Genomic DNA, 18,465 nt, shown 5'->3' with positions numbered 1-18,465 from the left:
GAGCACAGCTAGATGGTATGCTGTGCTCCTACTTAATTTAGTGTTTCAAAGGCAAAAAAATGAACCCGATTTTAGCAATGTTGAAAGAGAACAATATTAGCGACGAGCAGATCAGCGAGATATTCAAGACGTTGACCGAGAACCCTCTTGCAGCAATGGCGACAATCAGCCAACTTGGTTTACCACAAGATAAGCTTCAAATGCTGATGGGTCAGGTAATGCAAAACCCTGCGCTAATCAAAGAAGCAGTTGAAGAGCTTGGCCTAGATTTTTCTAAGGTTGAAGCAGCTAAAGAGCAACTTCAAAAATAAGTGAGTGTGATCTAGCGATTGAGCTCATGAGCGATAGCCGGTTTGGCTAACGGTTCTTGGCAGCGCTAACTAGACTCTAATAAAAAGCCGTTTGAGCATTGTGATTGATGCTTGAGCGGCTTTTTTGATCGCCATTAGAATGGGTTAGGGTACTAACAAATGCCAACCCGATGTGACTCACTTGTTCAAATCATGTACTTTCGTGTTTTAACTCGTTCTAAACCGATCTACTCAGGCGTTGATCATGAAATCTAGCTTAAGCATTCGATCTTACACCAAGCAATTTAATACCCATGCTCATGAGGACCATCATCAATTGGTATTGCCGATCCAAGGCAGTATTAATATCGAAATGGTAGGGTATGTCGGCAAAGTGGCCGTGGGCGAATGTGTGGTGATTCCGGTAACCACAGCGCATGCGTTTAAGGCGGATGAAGCAGCGCGGTTTATTGTCGCGGATATGGGGGAGTTGCCTCAGCACTTGTTAGAGCATGAGCTTTCGGTTTTCACGATAACGCCACCTTTAATGAGCTTCTTGCTGTTTGTTGAAAAGCAGCTGGAATATCAGGTCGATAGTGGCATTGAGTCATCAGTTTTGGATGTGTTTTCATTGCTGTTAGAGCAACAACAAGTGAGCAAGAGCATCGACCCAAGAATCCGTGCGGTACAAAGGCTGATAGCGGATAATTACGCCCAACCTCTCTCTATTCCACAACTTGCAGAAACGGCCTGTTTGAGTCCCACTCAATTCAAAAAACGCTTCAAAGAGTGCTTGGATATCAGTGCGCTTAAATACATCACTCGATATCGTATGGAGAAAGCTCAAGCCTTGTTAACTCATACCGATTTACCCGTTCAATTGATTGCTGAAAATGTGGGCTATAGTGATGTGTCTGCTTTCAGTCGTCGCTTCTCTCAGCACTTTGGGATGTCCCCAAGGACGTTTCTAGGCTCAATGAAAGACAGTCTTTCGAAACAACAATAGCGTCCTTTTAGCAAACTAAATTATATCAATCTTCACTATTATCTATTTCACAACTGAAAATTGGATAATAGATATGAATCTTGCCATCAATCGCGTTAACGAATTCCAAACGGGCACTTTGGCCATCTTGTTTGCTTCTATTTTATGGGGCACGACAGGCACCGCCGCAAGTTTTGCGCCTGATCTCAGCCCATTAGCGATTGGTGCTTTCTCTATGGGCGTCGGTGGTCTAATGCAAGCGGGCTTGGCGTATCGACAAATCCTATTCGCTTTCGACAAACTTTTGCAGAACAAGAAGCTGCTGACAGTGAGCGCTTTGGCTTTGGCGGTCTATCCATTAGCTTTCTATTCTTCAATGAAATTATCAGGCGTAGCGGTTGGTACCGTGGTTTCGATTGCAACCGCACCTTTCTTTTCGGCACTGTTAGAGTGTCTGATTAGCAAAAAGAATAATATCAACAAACGTTGGCTCACTAGCTTTGCGATTGGTGTGGTGGGTATTGGGCTATTGGTGTTTTCAGAATCTTCATCGACGAATGAATCTGGTGATGATCTCAAGCTGTTAGGTATTGCTTTAGGTCTGGTCGCTGGGTTGTGTTACGCCATTTATTCTTGGGCGACCAAAGCACTGATCGACAAAGGGATTAAGTCACAAGCGGCGATGGGCAGTATTTTTGGCCTTGGTGCGATGCTGTTGCTGCCAACGCTCTGGTTTACTGGTGATAACCTGTTTTCCTCACAGACCAACGTATTCGTAATCAGTTATCTGACGTTAATCCCACAATGCTTGGGCTATATCGCGTTCAGTTTTGGTTTACGCCACGTGACCGCGAGTAGCGCCAATCTGCTGACTCTGTTTGAACCAGTAGTTGCAGCGGTGCTTGCCGTCTGCGTTGTCGGTGAGCTGATTCCTTTTATAGGTTGGTTAGGTATGTTTCTGATTGTGCTGTGCTTGTTGATACAGTCGAAGCCATCTAAAGGAACGTTATAAGTAATTGTTTTGTTTTGCTTAATCGAATTTTTTCATGTGTAATTCTTATAATTGAATAAAATCAGTATCTCAGTTGTGAGAGTGCTGTTACTATCGCTATCAATAGTCGGGGGGCACATACCTTATTTGGTGTTTGCTGAGATCGTTAATCGAGACCCGTTGAACCTGATTCAGTTAACACTGGCGTAGGGAACTATAAGCACTCGATCTACGTCTGCACCCATGAAAGCTTTCATGAGCCTAATGCGACTTCTCCTTCGATCAGTGTTCGTTCTCCTACGTCTTGTAAGATAGTAGGAGCGACAATGACACACAGTTCTATTTCAAAAGATTTAACGCCAAAAGCCTCAACTCCAAAACCCTCAAAACAGCAGCACTCTGCTGAAGACACGATTCGCACGAATACTCCGATTGTTTTAACCATCGCGGGTTCTGACAGTGGTGGCGGTGCCGGTATCCAAGCTGATATTAAAGCCATGTCTGCGACCGGTAGTTTTGCTTGTTCTGTGATTACCGCTATCACTTCCCAGAACACTCAAGGCGTGTCAGCTATTTTTCCTATTCCACTCGACCATGTCGCTAGCCAGTTAGATGCGGTTTTTACTGATCTCAATATCGTGGCAGTGAAAGTCGGCATGTTGGCCGATTCGCAAATCATCAAAGTCGTTGCTGATAAAATCAAACAGTACCGACCTAAACACCTTGTGATTGACCCTGTAATGATCGCGACAAGTGGCGACCTGTTGTTAGAAAACTCGGCTATCACCACGCTGAAACAAGAGCTGATTCCGCTGGCAGACATCATTACTCCTAACTTGCCAGAAGGCGCTGCACTTACAGGCAAAGCTGTCCCTGAAAGCGAAGCAGAAATGCAGGGTATGATTGAAGACTTACGCGCACTAGGTGCGAAAGCTGTCCTACTAAAAGGCGGTCACTTAGAGAAAGATGAAAACAGTAACGATTTACTGATTCTGCCAACCACATCTGCTCTGATTAGCGCGAAGCGTTTTCCTACCAAAAACACCCATGGCACGGGTTGTACGCTTTCATCTGCTATTGCTTCTTTCTTGGCTCAAGGCAACACGCTTTCAGAGGCAGTTGACCTAGGCAAACAATACATTTCTCGCGCGATTGCTCATGCTGATGAGTTGCAAGTTGGTCAAGGTCATGGGCCTGTAAATCACTTCTTCGCTGGACACGGTAATGTCCGTTAATACGGTGGGCGTTCAACTCAGCAATGCCTCCTTACGTTATAACGACAGCGAGCACGCAACCTTATCGGGATTGTCGCTTAGCTTAAACGCAGGTAAGTGGGCGGTATTGTTGGGTAGAAGTGGCTGCGGGAAAACCACGGTATTGCGTTACCTGGCAGGCTTGTTGGATGACAAGGTGGAGTGGCAGGGCACATTGGCAACCTCTGATGAATTGCCTTTAACGGATCGCATCGCTTACATGGCGCAGCAGGATTTGTTACTGCCATGGCTGTCGGTTATCGACAATGTATGCCTGAGTCATCGCTTTCAAAATCCAGTTTCTGATAAAGCACTGCAAACCAATCAAGCACTAGAGTTGTTAGCTGCGGTTGGTTTGGCTGAGCACTCGTCTACTATGCCGGATCAGTTGTCTGGCGGTATGCGTCAGCGTGTCGCTTTGGCTCGCACCTTAATGCAAGACAAACCTGTTGTGCTGATGGACGAACCTTTCTCTGCGCTGGATGCGGTAACAAGACACAAGTTACAGACCTTAGCGTGTGAGCTGTTAAGAGATAAAACCGTTGTGTTGATTACTCATGATCCACAAGAAGCGGTGCGTTTGGCGGACAATTTGTATGTGTTGCAAGGCACACCGGCGAATGCACAGTCATTGTCTGTGCCTAATACCCTCACACCAAGAGTATTAGACGGTGAATGTGCTGAGTTGCAACAAGCGATCTTAGATCAGTTGGAGCGAGATTATGAATGATCTAACACGAAGCGAAGCTGTGGCTCGTTCAGCTAACGTACAGACTACCACTACACGTCCTCGTCAGATGAATCCCGTTATGCGTTTGCTGATCAGCAGTGCTGTGATTCTCGGTTTATGGCAAATGGTGGTCGTTATCTTCGAGATGCCGAGCTTCATTCTTCCCGCTCCGGCAGAAGTCTTTTTAAAGCTGATTGAACGTTACGATGTGTTACTCAAACACACTTGGGTGACTGCGCAAGAGATCTTACTTGGCTTGTTACTCGGTTTGTCGATGGGTCTATTTTTCGCCCTGCAGATGTTGATGTTCGAACCTCTGAAACGCTGGTTGTTACCTATCTTAATTGCTAGCCAAGCGATCCCTGTGTTTGCGATCGCGCCAGTGTTGATGCTGTGGCTTGGTTATGGCATCGCGTCAAAAGTGGTGATGGCGGCGATCATTATCTTCTTCCCTGTAACCACTTGTTGTTACGACGGCCTACGTAATACACCGACAGGTTACCTTGATCTTGCCAAGACGATGGGTGCATCGAAATGGCAATTGCTCCGTTATATCCAACTGCCTGCTGCGTTGCCAACTTTGGCGTCTGGCATTCGTGTCGCTGTGGTTATTGCTCCAATTGGCGCAGTCGTCGGCGAGTGGGTGGGTTCGAGTGAAGGGCTGGGTTACCTAATGCTGCAAGCCAACGCACGCATGATCATTGATGAGATGTTTGCTGCCTTATTCATCTTGGCGGTGCTGTCTATCTCGCTCTACTTCATCACAGACAAATTACTCAAAAAAGCTATCCCTTGGGAGAACCAGTGATGGTTAGCTCAATAACTCTTTGTTTAATATAGCTTCGCTCAAGGCTATTTATCTAAACAAAACTTCGTTAAAAATTAGCTCGATACACACAATAATAATATTCAAAAGGAAAGGTTAACTATGAAAAATACCAAATTGGTAGGTGCAGTGGTACTGCTTGCTTCGCTAGTTTCAGGTCATGCATTGGCGGATTCTGAACAAAAGAAACTGACATTGATGTTGGATTGGTTTGTGAACCCGAACCACGGCCCAATTGTGATTGCTCAAGAGCGTGGCTACTTTGCTGACCAAGGCTTAGAGGTTGAAATCCAAGAACCAGCTGACCCAAGCACGCCAGCAAAATTGGTTGCGGCAGGTAAAGTCGATTTAGCGGTAACTTACCAACCAAGTTTAACCATGGATGTAGCGGCAGGCTTGCCTCTCGTTCGTGCATCTACTCTTATCGCAACGCCACTGAATACGTTGATGGTTTTGGATAACGGCAAGAACGATTCGTTAGCGGATCTGAAAGGCAAAAAAATTGGTATTGCGATTGCGGGTAACGAAGAAGCGACCATCGGCACCATGCTAGCTCAAGAAAATGTTGCATTTACAGACGTGCAAACCATCAATGTCGGTTGGGCACTTTCATCGTCATTGGCGTCGGGCAAAGTAGATGCTATTTGGGGTGGCTTACGTAACTTCGAAACTAACCAGTTAGCACTTGAAGGTTTTAAAGCTAAGGCATTCTTCCCTGAAGAGCACGGTGTGCCCGCTTACGACGAGCTTATCTTTGTTGCGAACGCAAAGCAGCACGACGACGAAGCGATCAAAGCGTTCAACAAAGCACTTGAACAAGCAACCACTTACATTGTGAACCACCCACAAGAGTCATGGAGCGAGTTTGTCGCGTATTCACCAGATACGTTGAATAACGAGCTTAACCAACGCGCATGGAACGACACACTGACTCGTTTTGCACTTCGCCCTTCTGCAGTAGATATGAAGCGTTACGACGATTACGCGCAGTTCATGTTCGACAAAGGCATTATCAAATCACTACCAAAAGCCGCTGATTACGTACCGACTTTTGACTAAGGAATCTCATGAAATACCAAGACTTAATCCAAGCCTGTCAACAAGATTGGCAAGACTACACCGAACATGATTTTGTTAAAACGCTAGCAAACGGCACGCTCGCTCAGCCGTGTTTTCTACACTATTTGAAGCAAGATTTTCTGTTCCTGAAGCAGTATGCCCGCGCTTATGCGTTGGCGATTTACAAGGCAAAAACACTGGCTGATATGCGTCGTGCACTGCCAAGTGTTCATGCTCTGCTAGATTCTGAAATCTCTCACCACGTGACTTACTGTGGTCAGTGGGGTTTAACCGAGTCTGACTTGGAAAACGAGCCCGAAGGTTTCGGTACAGTTGCTTACACGCGCTACGTTCTAGATGCGGGTATGACAGGTGATCTTGTCGACTTATATGCGGCATTGGCTCCGTGTTCAATCGGTTATGCCGTGATTGGTAAAGCGCTGTTAGAAAGCAGTGATTCTGTTTTGGAAGGCAACCCATACGCAAGCTGGCTACAGCTTTACGGCGGAGAAGAGTTCCAGTCTGGCGTAGCTACGGGCGCGGAATACTTCAATCAACTGCTTGCTGAAATTGATATCAACAGCGAGCGCGGTCAGAACATCGTTCATATCTTTAAAACCGCAACGCGTATGGAAGTGGCTTTTTGGCAGCAAGGTCTGAATGCACTTAATGACTCAACCGCGGCTTAAAAGCGACTTTCACGAATAAGGATTAATCCATGCTAACTGAACAAATCATCCAATCGTTGCGCGCAGTACGAGAGCAAAAGCCACTGGTTGTGAACATCACGAACTATGTAGTGATGAACAATACGGCCAATGCGTTATTAGCGATTGGCGCTTCGCCTATTATGGCGCACTCGCAGCAAGAACTGGCTGAGATGATGTCTTTCTCTGGCGCGCTTGTGATCAACATCGGCACGCTCGACAGTGTTTGGACGCCAAGAATGTGTTTTGCTGTTGAGCAAGCGAACGCGAACAACAAGGTTGTGGTTCTTGACCCTGTGGGTTGTGGGGCAAGTACGTTGCGTACCGAGACTTCTCGTGAAATTGCACGCTTAGCCGATAAGTTGATCATTCGTGGTAACGCGTCTGAGATTATCGCGTTAGCGGGCGAACAAGCGCAGAGCAAAGGCGTTGATGCGCTGGATAGCAGTGATGCTGCATTAGGCGCAGCGCAATGCTTAGTCGCTGAATACGGTGCGAATGTGGTGATTTCTGGTGAGACTGATTACGTTGTCACTAAAGACAGTGTTGTTACGTTAAACAATGGACATCCAATGATGCCGTACGTGACCGGCATGGGTTGTACTCTGACAGCATTGACGGGCGCATTTGCTGCTGTTGGAGATGAAAGTGGTTTAGCGGCAGCGGTGGTATTAGGTGTGGTTGGTGAAATCGCAGCCGAGAACTCACGCGGCCCAGGTAGCTTGCAAATGAACTTACTTGATGAGCTGTATCAATTGGATGAAGAGACGTTGATCCAGCGTTTAAAGGTTCAGTAGATTCAATCTAGATCTGTATTCGTAGCTTATTAAAAAGCCCTCAAGACATATGTGTTGAGGGCTTTTCTATTGTTGCTTCAAAACCGTATTAACTCGTCGTCGTGTTAGCTATCTCGTTATATGAGCAATTGGCTTCGTTAGGTTCTAAATCGATTCACTTGGCTCTCTAAGTGATGAGCAACTTCGGTTAAGTCGCTCGCTGCGCCAGAAATGCTGCTTACAGACTCTTGGTTGCTCTGCGCGATGGTATTTGCACCTTGTGCGTTTTCACCCAGTGACTTGGTCAAGCAATCTTGTTCATCAACGGACACTGCAATTTGGCTGTTGGCCTGATTCAGATCTTGGATGTGTTGATTAATCACATGTAAGTTCTGAGAAGCTTGCTGTGCCTGAGTTGAAGCATCTGAAACCGTGCTGTGACTCTCTTTAATCGACTCTAACGCGTCTTTGGCACCACGCTGTAGCGATGTGATGAGTTCATCAATCTGGCTAGCAGAATCTTGGGTGCGTTTAGCGAGCGTTCTTACTTCATCCGCAACTACCGCAAATCCACGACCTTGTTCACCCGCACGAGCAGCTTCAATAGCGGCATTCAATGCCAATAGGTTGGTTTGCTCAGAAACGCCTTTAATCACTTCAAGAATGGCACCAATATTCATCGACTCTTTATGTAGGTCAGTCACTTTCTGGCTACTCACCTGCATGCTTTCATCGGCGCTGCCAATTTCATGCAGTGTCTTGTCTACTTCTTTAAGTCCCATCGCCACATTCTCGGTTGCTTGGTTTGCAACTTGAGACGCGTGGTTAGCACTTGCAGCAATTTCTGATGTGCTGGAAGCCAATTGATCAACGGCAGAAGAGATATTGATCATCTCATTGTTCAACTGTGTCGCGTTGGTGGAGCTGTTATTGGTCACTTGATTGAGTGACTCCGACATCTCACCAATACGCACACTAGAACGGTTCACTTGACCAACAATATCACGCAGCGACTCGATGGTGATCTCCATGTTGGTCAGCAGTTCACCGATCTCGTTCTTGCTCTCAATGTTCACTTCAACATTTAAGTTGCCTTGAGAAAGCTCATTGGTGATCTGTTTAACCTGTGCGATGCCCTTGGTAATAGAACGAGTCACCAACACAGCGCTCGTCATGCCAATCACCAAAGCCACACCCGTTAGCAAGAAGATGATTTGAACTGAACGTTGTTCACTGGCTTGCAGTTCTGGCGTTAATGCTTGTTTCTGTTGCTCTAGAATACTTTGAGCATCCGCTACCGCGATAGCCAAGCTGTCACCAATCGAGGCAAGCGTTGCAGTTCTTTGCGTGTTCTCAATCATCTGCTGATGAACTTGCTCAAAGCCTTTTGCATACGCTTCACGTTGGTTTGAGAAGTCTTCAATCAACTCACTTTGATAAGGGGAAGATTTAAGAGACTCAATGTCGCCTTCAATACCTGGCAACGCGTATTCAAAGATATCTTTACCCGCTTCATAGGTTTTTAGGTCGTTGTTGTTTGAGTAACTCAGTACAGTGATCTTGGCTGCGAGGAAGTTCTCCATCAACATACCCGCGTATAAGCTCGCGTTTGGATCGTTGTTGTTGTACGACTCATACAACAAGCTCTGAGCGGCTTTGAGGGCGTTGGTTTCTCGTTTGACCATCTCGACATTCACCAATTGGTCGATGAGCAGCTGGCTCTGTTTCATTGAGCCATAAGCCGTGTCAAATGCCGCCACGCTGTCTTGCACTAATTGCAGGCTAGCTAGGCTATCGGTTTTGGTGGTGGTTTGGATTAAGTTGTTCAGCAGTTCATCAATCGCGAGTTTACTGGATTGATAATTCGTTTCGTATTGCTCATCCAATGACTCTAAGTAACGTTCAGAGGCTAAACGCATCTGAAGAAAGTGCACTTGAATGTTGCCTGACAGTGTCGCTTTCTGGCTGAGCTCACTGTATTGACTAAAGCCGTTCGACAAGGTTTGGATACCTTTGTAACTCACAAGGCCTGAAATGACGAAAAAGAGTAAGCAGATGGCATAACCCAGCTTGATCTTAAACGCTATAGAAAGGTGGCGCATAACTATCCCTATATTTACCTGATTCCTTCATAGCGAAGTATTCCATAAAACAGCGTTCTGGGCAGGCTTAAGTGAATAGTTTGTGTAATAAGTAACGCTTTCGTTAAGAATTTCAGGATTTTTGGTATGCTTTCAACGAGTTGTATATTCAATGGTGCGCGCTTAATTGAGCTAATTTAGTATTAACTTCCATGCACATGATACGAATTGTCGGTAAAATGGTAGCAACTCAATTTAGACTCCGACTCCAAAGGCACGATATGAACCCTTATAAGCTCTACTTAGTAACGGATGACCAACAAGATTTAGAAACGCTTAAGTTTGTGGTTGAACAAGCAATCGCTGGTGGTGTCACTATGGTTCAAGTAAGAGAGAAGCATGGAGATGTGAGAGCTTTTATTGAACGAGCGCAGGCCGTAAAGTCGATTTTGGCTGGCTCTGGCGTACCGCTGATCATTAACGATCGGGTAGACGTTGCGTTGGCTGTGGATGCTGACGGCTTGCATTTAGGACAGTCAGATATGCCAGCTGAGTTAGCGCGTCAGTTGATTGGTCCAGATAAGATTCTTGGTCTTTCGATTGAAACTGAACAACAGCTTCAAGAAGCCGATAGTCTGCCTATTGATTACATTGGCCTCAGTGCACTTTTTGCCACACCGACCAAGACGAATCTTAAGAAACATTGGGGTTATGACGGCATTAAAATGGCGTTGGAGACAACGAAGTTACCGATTGTCGGTATTGGTGGAATTAACGAATCGAACATCCCGCAGTTAGTTGAGAGCGGTATTCATGGGTTAGCACTGGTATCTGCGATATGTCACGCTGAAGATCCCAAACAAGCGACGCGGGATCTGTTGGCTCTAATGGGGGGGTGAAGGGGTTATAGACTAGAAAACAAATGAGGTTAACCATTTGTTTTCTAGTTAAACAACAGGCTCATAAAAAGGCTAAATTGGCCTATTGATTGAGCTTTTAAGACAATTTATTTAATACACAGTTTGGTTTACTGAGCGCATAAAGCAACAGTACCGATGACCATAAGAACGATCGCGGCATACCAGCCGTATTGTGCGGTCTTATCAGCAACAAACACCTTAATGTAGTTAAGTTCTTCATGCGCCATTGCAATGAAGTCTGTGTAGTTAATCGATAACTCGCGGCTCGCTTCTTTCAAGTCTTGCTGAAGTTTGTTGAAAGCCTCATCGATGAAGCCTTTTGTTTCTGAAACAGACGGAGTAGCAACCAAAGTTAAGCTATTCCAAACTGCCATACGCGATTCATACTCGCTTTCACTGACACAATTAAGTACGCGTAAATCATACTCTCGTTTGTTACGCTCTTTGCCCATTTTCTCAGGGCAAATATTTCTTAAAACGTTCACGACAAATTTTCCAAAAGGTTCATTTAGATATAAAAAAGCACTCGAAGAGGGCTCATAAACTGGGTGCGAATCAATATTCAAAAGTGATCTATTTGAAGCTTTCACAAGTGGTTGCAGGGCAGGGGCACTTATGTGGGAGATTTGAAGTTGGGTCAGTGGTGTTAAAGAGCGATTTGGTTTTGTCGATATCAGTTTGATAAGACAAACCCTTTGGGATCGCATACTAGTTATGTCACTTTGGGATATCAACTAGGGTGTTTTATCCACACGACAAAGAAAATTACCGGCACGAAAAGCGGAAATGAGGTAGTGCTGGAGAAAACACCACCGTCATTGGCTTAGGATTCCGTTGCTGAAATAGGTGAACTCAAGGATTGGGGGGAGATTAGTTGGCTTGCCATTGATTGTTCTCTAGTGAGTGGCCTTTTAGTTTTTCAAGTAAACTTGTTAACACTGGCCCATTGATATGACTGCGAGACACTAAGCAACCCACTGGAGTAATCCAACCACCATGCTCGTGTGCCACTGGCAGTGCAACGAGATCGCCTTTCTGAATTGCTTCCATCACCATCATTTCAGGCACATTTGCCCACCCTACGTTTTGTTCAACGAGATCGATGATTGTTTTGTGGTTGTTGGCATACCAAAGCATGGAGCTAATGCCATAGGTGAACCACAATTCGCGCTGCTTCGAACTACGATGCACACATTGGCGGTAGCGCTTTAGGTCTGAGTCTTGAACGATGGGCATTTGGCTCAGCTCGTGTGTGGCAGAGCTAACCGTAAGAAAGCGTGCTTGGCCCAGTAAGAAGAAGTCTATATCCACTTTAAGTTCACCGTCCGCATAGATGATGCCAATCTGCGCTTTGCCGCGTCTGACTAAGTCTTCAACATCGAAGGTTGAGGTGGTAATAATATCGAAGTGCGTGATTGGGAACTGATCGGCTAGTGAGCTGATTATCTTAATGAAATTCTTATCTATGATGCTCTCATCAATGGCAATGATCAGTTCGTGTTCATCTTCCTGTGTCAGCGATTCTACTTTTTGGTCAAAGTACTTTTGTTGGTCGAGAATCGCCTTAGCGACAGGCAATAACGCTTTACCTGTGTTGGTCAAAACGGGGATGTTTTTCTCGCGGTTAAACAACTCTTGGTCGATGGCTATTTCGAGATTGGCGATCGATTGGCTGACACCAGACTGAGCGCGTTTCAGCTTGCGTGCTGCGGCAGAGAAAGAGCCACTTTCACACACAGTGACGAAGACTTTTAATTGCTCAAAACTGTACATGTTACCTCTCGCTCAATACCAAATGGGATGATAATGCTCAGGCTATCACTAATCGTGATGGCTGTTAACTTTCTCTTATTATTTCCGATGACATAATCCGAGCTAATCCAACACAGACTAGATTATTTAGAGGAATGTATGAGTACGTTAGAAAGAGTGTTTCACTCAGTGTTATTCGAAGTTTTGGCCGTAACACTTTCAATTATAGGCTTGGCGATATTTACCGATCATGATGTGAATGCCTTATCAGGAACCATGATAGTTGTCGCGACAATCGCTATGATTTGGAATTACTGTTTTAACCGCATTTTTGATCGCTACTTTACGGGTGAAAAATCTCAGCGTTCACTTAAGCTGAGAATATTCCATGTGGTTTTGTTTGAAGCAGGCTTGTTGATAGCGACGATCCCAGTGATGGCTTTCTTGCTTAATGTGGGGATTTGGCAGGCATTCTTAATGGATATCGGCGTGACCATTTTTATTACCATTTACGCGTTTGTGTTTAATCTGGTTTACGATCATGTGAGAGCCTTCTTGGTGAGAAGACGCGAGTTAGTTTTACTTTAGTGATTAGTGATTAGTGATTAGTGATTAGTGATTAGTGATTAGTGATTAGTGATTAACGTTGAGTGTTAGCTAGCGGCTCGCGAGAAAATACGGGATGTATCAAGGTTTCGGTCGAAATTACGCCTCCGTTAGTCGTGATAAAGTCTGCTATCTTGTAACGTAAGCTGAATTACTTTTCATGGATTGCTTTAGAGGAACGGATGCCAATGAGTCACCAATCACTTGCGATAGTGAGCAAAGAAGAAGTTGAACTCTTTCTTGGGTTATTCCAACACCTAGATGGTGATATCTATTCTTTGCTCCGCGATGCAAAAATCCCTAACGATATATTAACCAATCGTCAGCACTATCAATATCTTCCAGAAACCACGATCAAGAACGTACTGGATCTCATGGGTCGCTCTTCGTCCAAAGAAGAATTTGCCCTGTATATTTGGAATTTTTGTAAACAGGTTTATGTTCCAAGGTTTGTCGCTCAACTCTCCCAAGAAAGTTCATTGAAATCGGCTTTAGAGCAGTTTTGTGAGCAAATAAAGCTGCGATCCAGTGACGCCAATATGTATGTGACTCAATCGGGCGGAAAGTGGTGGTTTGTTCGTGAGAAGCAACACAACGACAGTGTTTGGGCTCATTTTTCAGAACTGTTTGCCGTGGTGTTCATTAATGAATTGCTACTGAAATTGACACAAGGGCAGTGGGCGCCAACCGAAGTGGGCATTCAAGGGGATGATATAGAAAGCTTTCAATGTTTACCGCAAATGGGGCCAGCTCAGCTTTTCAGTGGAAGGCCTGTGACGGCCTTTTGTATTCCGGAAGCAATGATGTTGTCGCCGATAGTTTTGGCGAGGCAAGCCCAGGCTCGTCCCAAAGCAGAGGATGACGCTAAAAGTAACTCGGCTTTTCCCAACACGTTTGTCCCATCATTTTGTTTGGCGATAAAACCTTACCTATCAATGGGTAAACTTCCAATAAGTTTAGCCTCTGACATTCTCAATATTCATGTTCGTACTATTCAAAGACGACTTGATAAGGAAGGTGTCACCTATAAAAAGCTCATTGAAGATATGGTGCTAGAGCAGACCTTAGAGTTGCTAAAGTACTCTGACCTTTCCATTACCAGTATCGGGTCTAAGATGGGGTATTCTGACTCATCTCACTTCACTCGCGCTTTCAAACGCCAAATGAACATGACACCTAGACAATACCGGAAGTCATACTGCTGAGCATCACACAATCTTCGTAGAATTCCCCTGTGTCATCAAATGGCAGTTTTTCAACCTTGAAGAGTGGCAACATCACTACTAAGTTATTGAATGTTGATGAGATGTTTTAGTGCTGTCGTTTACGCTTGTCGTAATTCCTAAAAACACCTTTGAAACCTCATGACACTCAATAGTAGTTATGGACTCGTTATGGGAAATGGATTCCACTCATTTACGGATAACAAGGTGTGAAAATGAAAAATGCAGGCTTAAAGCTTTCTATGGTAGCGCTTTCGTGCTCATTTGCTCTCTCGGCAAACGCGGCATCAACGCTTTTTACGAATGTTGATATTTTCAACGGTACAGAAAACAAGCGTTATGAAAATCATCATGTTCTCGTTGAAGACAATCTGATCAAACAGATCTCAGCAAGCCCTATTGAAGCTGGCGAGGCTGTCGTGATTGATGGTGAAGGCAAAACCTTGATGCCAGGCTTGATTGAAGGCCACGGGCACTTATTGCTGAACGGCGGAAACCTGAGCGATCATGAAAACAACCGTACGATTGAAGAGCTAGCGGCTCGTTCAACGGTTAACGCAAACGCAGCATTCCAATCGGGCTTTACTACTTGGCGTGATGCTGGTGGTTTGAATACAGGCCTGCGTAAAACGATCGATTCTGGGATGATAACGGGGCCACGTCTTTACACGTCGGGTGCCTTTATTGGCCCAACCGGATCTCACGCCGATTTTAGTAACCTAACCACGGCTAACCAACATTTCTTTGGTTCAACAACCAGTATGGCTCGCAATAGCGTGAGCTTTAATGCGGATGGTATTACTGAAATTAAAGCGGCGGCACGTCAGAACTTTAAGCAAGGTAACAGCCAGATAAAGATCATGTCATCGGGCGGCGTTGCATCATCTTTTGACCCGTGGCAGTTAAATGCGATGTCAGCGGAAGAAATTGAAGCCGCGGTTGAAGTCGCAGATGCTTATGGCTCTTATGTTATGTCACATGCCTATAGTAAAAAAGCGATTATGCGTAACCTCGACGCAGGAGTTAAAACCATTGAACATGGCTTTATGTTTGATGGCGATATTGCCGACAAAATGGAAGACAAAGGCGCGTATATCACCACCAATATGACAGCGTTCTCACCATATTTAACTCAGATAGAAGCGATCAACTCGAACCCAGCCTCTAAGCGTAAAGCAGAGTCTGCAACCAAAGCATTCAAAGACTACATCTCGAACGTAAACAAGTATCAGCCTAAATGGGGTTTCCACACCGACTGTGTTGGTGACATGGTTTCTTGTATTAAACAAACCGACCACACGATTTACCTTGCGGGTAAAGAGCTTGGTAACTTTTTCACCTTGAAAGGCATGACATCAGTAAATGGTGAAATCATGAAGTTATCTGGCGTGATGGACCCGTATCCAGACGGTAAATTAGGTGTGGTGGAAGAAGGTGCGTACGCCGATTTACTTATCGTAGAAGGTAACCCACTTGAAGACTTATCCGTGATTGGGGCAAACGAGAAGTGGTTTGACGCAGAGCCGCGCAACCCTGAAATCGATACCATCAAAGTCATCATGAAAGATGGCAAAGTCTACAAGAATACACTTTAACTTCGTTTAATTGATGGCCTGCTCCGGTAGGCCTCTTTCTTCAAGGTGCACATCATGCAAAAAACACTTTCTCTTGTCTTGTCAGTGTTATCACTTACTGCCGTCTCTCTACCCACTTATGCCGATAAGGCCGTTGCTCTTGAGTGGCAAGACCTTAATTCTGCTGCACAGGAAGTGACACTCGAAATGCCTGATCTGACCGATCAACAAATGCGCCTATTACAAGGTGTGATAGCGATGAGTGCATCAAAGGAAGAACAAGTGCAACAACAGGCTGTGGAATTCAAAGAAACGTTAAAAGAGCAAGGCATCAACGCAGATGAAGTGATTGCACTTCGTGATGAGTATATGCAAACCATGAAAGCGAGCGCTGAAGCGATCACCACTGAGTTTGATGGCAAGAAGGTTCGAGTACCCGGTTTTATTGTTCCTTTAGAGTTCTCTCAAGGAATGACAGCAACAGAATTCTTATTAGTTCCCGTGGCTGGAGCGTGTATCCACATGCCACCACCCCCAGCTAACCAGATTGTGCGTGTGTCTTTCCCTGAAGGCTTTCAGGTACAGAACGTTCAGTATCCTGTATGGGTTGAAGGCGATTTTAGCTCAAACAAAGTGACCGAAGAGGTTTATCTCGTTGATGGGAAAAGTAACCTCACCATGGGCTATGAAATGAAAGCTTCGATGATCGAAGACTATTACGAGAAAGAAAACTAATGGTTGTCATCAAATGACAATTTTCGATGTGAGCAATGAATAAAATAGAACTAACTTAAAAAGCATTGGTGACAAAGATGAATTCAAGATTATCTAAAGTAAGTATGGCAGTGATGGTAGCGGCAATCTCATTGAGTCCTGCGGTTTATAGTGCAAACTTTGAAGGTCCAGACTCTGTTGAAAATACCATTGCACAACAAAAAGATCAGCAGTTGAATTGGCGTGAAAAGCTTGCCGCGGATGGCTTTACATTTGGTGCGGATTACTTTGCTTTAGGCCTTACCTCTGGAGATGGCGTTGGTGGCGATAGCGTTGATGCCTCATCGGGTGTGGCACGGCTGTACGGTTCATGGCACCTACTAGGGAACGGCACGCAGAACTCAGGTAGCTTGGTATGGAAGGTCGAACATAGGCATGCCTATGGCAATACTTCACCAAAAGAGTTTGGCTTTATAGGCTCAGACCAAATTGGATATGTAGGCTTGATCGCTCCAGCTTTCAGTGATCAAGGTTTTCGAGTTACTGACTTAAATTGGAAGCAAAAAATCAACGATGGCAAAGGCACCATTATTGTTGGCTGGCAAGATGTGACGAACTATGCCGATGTTTACGCTTTAGCAAGCCCTTGGTCTGGTTTTACGAATTTAGCGTTCTCAACAGGTTCAGGTGCAATGGGCTTGCCGGATGATGGTGTGCTTGCCCTTTCTGCTGGTCATATGCTCGGCGAGAATTTTTATGTGGTCGGTGGTATCGCCGATGCAAATGGTCAGTCAGATGATATCTTTGATGGCTTTGACACCGCTTTTGGTAGCGATTCATCTTACTTTACAACCTTGGAGTTAGGTTGGACGGCTTCGCAAGAGCAGATCTATACCGATAATTTCCACGTGACCTTCTGGGATTTTGGCGACGATACTCGTCATAGTAATAGCCTAGCAACGGAAGGTGGTTCAGGGGTTAATTTTTCATGGAGTCAGTTTATGACTCCGCGAGTGATGCCGTTTGTTCGCGGTGGCTTCTCTGAAGGGGATGTTGCCCTTTACGATAAATCAATTTCCGTTGGTATGGGCTATTTTGGGTTAGGAAAACCAACCAATAACCTAGGTGTCGCGCTGAACTGGGCAGAAGTGAACGGTGATTCTTTTGAAGCTGATGCGAAAGCAATAAGTGGTGGTACAGAGCAGTGGACAGCTGAAATCTACTACAACATGCAGTTTGGTGATCACCTTCAAGTTACGCCTGATATTCAGTACATCAAAGATCCTGCGTTCTCTAGTGAAAGCAGCGCTTGGGTATTCGGTATTAGAGCGAGAGTGTTTATCTAATTTCGATAAACGTTATCTTGTTTAGACTTAAAGCTAAACGTAAAAAGTGAGCCCTTAGTGGCTCACTTTTTTGTTTCTCGTTCGATTAAACCTAATCTATTCGAGCGCTTAGGCTTTTTCGGTTTTCTGCGTGTCATCCAGTGCAAAGTAGATTTTAGAAACAATCACTTCGGCAACCAGAATGGTAAACACCACAGCAAAGAAGGCGATGACACCGTTCCAAGGCCCTGTGAAATCGACTTTGTCACCAAATAGAATATTGATAGCTTCTAGCATCACGAATTTTGAACCGACGAGAATCACGTAGCTCGACAGGCCTCTATAGATCTTAGGGGCAGTGCCGGGTTTCGACTTGAAGTAATCCGCGAGCTTATGTTCTAAGCCGATGGATAACTTGAGCAACAGCTGTAGCAAAATCGCGGCAGCAAATGAGATGGTGAAAGACTCGATATTGACGAAGTCCCAGTATTCATCAAAAAAATTGAGAACGGTTAAATCAACGAGGACGGCGAGTGTGTAACCGACAAAGAGCCGTTGGGGCGTATTAAATCCATATACTTTTTCTATATTGCTCACATAGACAGGATCTTAAGGGCTAAGCGGTTTATTTAGATAGAAAAAAGGCTTCATTT

19 protein-coding genes and 1 riboswitch are annotated in these 18,465 nt (G+C 45.0%); of the genes, 15 read left to right on the top strand and 4 right to left on the bottom strand.

The window, feature by feature from the left end:
* The first annotated feature begins 59 nt into the window (after positions 1-59).
* From ED652_RS17100 to thiM, 9 genes are all read left to right on the top strand, one after another.
* Positions 60-311, top strand: coding sequence for a DUF2999 family protein (locus tag ED652_RS17100; protein WP_009844829.1), 252 nt, complete (start codon positions 60-62; stop codon positions 309-311).
* A 244-nt stretch (positions 312-555) separates the two neighbouring features.
* The gene (locus ED652_RS17095; RefSeq protein ID WP_122055580.1) at positions 556-1,296 is read left to right on the top strand and encodes an AraC family transcriptional regulator; all 741 of its coding nucleotides are present in this window, start codon (positions 556-558) and stop codon (positions 1,294-1,296) included.
* 73 nt (positions 1,297-1,369) lie between these two features.
* Positions 1,370-2,287, top strand: a complete 918-nt coding sequence (locus tag ED652_RS17090) for a DMT family transporter (protein ID WP_122055579.1) — start codon at positions 1,370-1,372, stop codon at positions 2,285-2,287.
* A gap of 97 nt (positions 2,288-2,384) precedes the next feature.
* Positions 2,385-2,496, top strand: a riboswitch (TPP riboswitch).
* Positions 2,497-2,592: 96 nt separating this feature from the next.
* On the top strand, positions 2,593-3,501 hold the full coding sequence (gene thiD, locus ED652_RS17085; protein WP_122055578.1) for a bifunctional hydroxymethylpyrimidine kinase/phosphomethylpyrimidine kinase: 909 nt from the start codon (positions 2,593-2,595) through the stop codon (positions 3,499-3,501).
* Positions 3,491-4,249: an ABC transporter ATP-binding protein gene (locus ED652_RS17080; protein WP_122055577.1), complete on the top strand. Its 759-nt coding sequence runs from the start codon at positions 3,491-3,493 to the stop codon at positions 4,247-4,249. The genes thiD and ED652_RS17080 overlap by 11 nt, the downstream gene beginning before the upstream one ends.
* Entirely contained in the window at positions 4,242-5,057 is an 816-nt protein-coding gene (locus ED652_RS17075) for an ABC transporter permease (protein ID WP_017096378.1), read from the top strand. Before ED652_RS17080 ends, ED652_RS17075 begins: the two co-directional genes overlap by 8 nt.
* A gap of 120 nt (positions 5,058-5,177) precedes the next feature.
* Positions 5,178-6,134, top strand: coding sequence for an ABC transporter substrate-binding protein (locus ED652_RS17070; RefSeq protein WP_122055576.1), 957 nt, complete (start codon positions 5,178-5,180; stop codon positions 6,132-6,134).
* 8 nt (positions 6,135-6,142) lie between these two features.
* Positions 6,143-6,823, top strand: coding sequence for a thiaminase II (gene tenA / locus ED652_RS17065; protein ID WP_122055575.1), 681 nt, complete (start codon positions 6,143-6,145; stop codon positions 6,821-6,823).
* A gap of 29 nt (positions 6,824-6,852) precedes the next feature.
* Positions 6,853-7,638 carry a hydroxyethylthiazole kinase gene (gene thiM, locus ED652_RS17060; protein WP_122055574.1) on the top strand — a complete coding sequence of 262 codons (786 nt, stop codon included), beginning with the start codon at positions 6,853-6,855 and terminating at the stop codon, positions 7,636-7,638.
* Between the two features lie 137 nt (positions 7,639-7,775).
* Here thiM and ED652_RS17055 read toward each other — a convergent pair whose 3' ends face one another.
* Positions 7,776-9,719, bottom strand: coding sequence for a methyl-accepting chemotaxis protein (locus tag ED652_RS17055; protein ID WP_122055573.1), 1,944 nt, complete (start codon positions 9,717-9,719; stop codon positions 7,776-7,778).
* A gap of 260 nt (positions 9,720-9,979) precedes the next feature.
* Here ED652_RS17055 and thiE point away from each other — a divergent pair, with 260 nt between their 5' ends.
* A complete protein-coding gene (thiE, locus tag ED652_RS17050) occupies positions 9,980-10,597 on the top strand; it encodes a thiamine phosphate synthase (protein ID WP_122055572.1) in 618 nt (205 codons plus the stop codon).
* A 128-nt stretch (positions 10,598-10,725) separates the two neighbouring features.
* Here the strand turns inward: thiE and ED652_RS17045 are convergent, their stop codons facing one another.
* Positions 10,726-11,070, bottom strand: coding sequence for a hypothetical protein (locus ED652_RS17045; protein ID WP_017077480.1), 345 nt, complete (start codon positions 11,068-11,070; stop codon positions 10,726-10,728).
* A gap of 418 nt (positions 11,071-11,488) precedes the next feature.
* Positions 11,489-12,391, bottom strand: a complete 903-nt coding sequence (locus ED652_RS17040; protein ID WP_122055571.1) for a LysR family transcriptional regulator — start codon at positions 12,389-12,391, stop codon at positions 11,489-11,491.
* Positions 12,392-12,529: 138 nt separating this feature from the next.
* Between ED652_RS17040 and ED652_RS17035 the strand changes: the two genes are divergently transcribed.
* The 5 genes from ED652_RS17035 to ED652_RS17015 all read left to right on the top strand — a co-directional run bounded on the left by ED652_RS17035 (position 12,530) and on the right by ED652_RS17015 (position 17,833).
* Positions 12,530-12,958, top strand: coding sequence for a PACE efflux transporter (locus tag ED652_RS17035; protein WP_065111349.1), 429 nt, complete (start codon positions 12,530-12,532; stop codon positions 12,956-12,958).
* Positions 12,959-13,158: 200 nt separating this feature from the next.
* Entirely contained in the window at positions 13,159-14,181 is a 1,023-nt protein-coding gene (locus ED652_RS17030) for a helix-turn-helix transcriptional regulator (protein ID WP_122055570.1), read from the top strand.
* A 233-nt stretch (positions 14,182-14,414) separates the two neighbouring features.
* On the top strand, positions 14,415-15,794 hold the full coding sequence (locus ED652_RS17025; RefSeq protein ID WP_102351538.1) for an amidohydrolase family protein: 1,380 nt from the start codon (positions 14,415-14,417) through the stop codon (positions 15,792-15,794).
* Positions 15,795-15,848: 54 nt separating this feature from the next.
* On the top strand, positions 15,849-16,508 hold the full coding sequence (locus tag ED652_RS17020; protein ID WP_102351539.1) for a DUF3299 domain-containing protein: 660 nt from the start codon (positions 15,849-15,851) through the stop codon (positions 16,506-16,508).
* A gap of 104 nt (positions 16,509-16,612) precedes the next feature.
* Positions 16,613-17,833 carry a carbohydrate porin gene (locus ED652_RS17015; protein WP_102351644.1) on the top strand — a complete coding sequence of 407 codons (1,221 nt, stop codon included), beginning with the start codon at positions 16,613-16,615 and terminating at the stop codon, positions 17,831-17,833.
* A gap of 108 nt (positions 17,834-17,941) precedes the next feature.
* Here ED652_RS17015 and ED652_RS17010 read toward each other — a convergent pair whose 3' ends face one another.
* A complete protein-coding gene (locus ED652_RS17010; protein WP_017105127.1) occupies positions 17,942-18,409 on the bottom strand; it encodes a hypothetical protein in 468 nt (155 codons plus the stop codon).
* Positions 18,410-18,465: the final 56 nt, after the last annotated feature.

Origin of the sequence: Vibrio sp. Evd11, assembly GCF_900382755.1 — a bacterium.
In the GTDB taxonomy this organism is placed as follows: domain Bacteria; phylum Pseudomonadota; class Gammaproteobacteria; order Enterobacterales; family Vibrionaceae; genus Vibrio; species Vibrio lentus.
The sequence above is the reverse complement of the archived record's forward strand: the minus strand, read 5'-3'. Positions and strand labels throughout refer to the sequence as shown.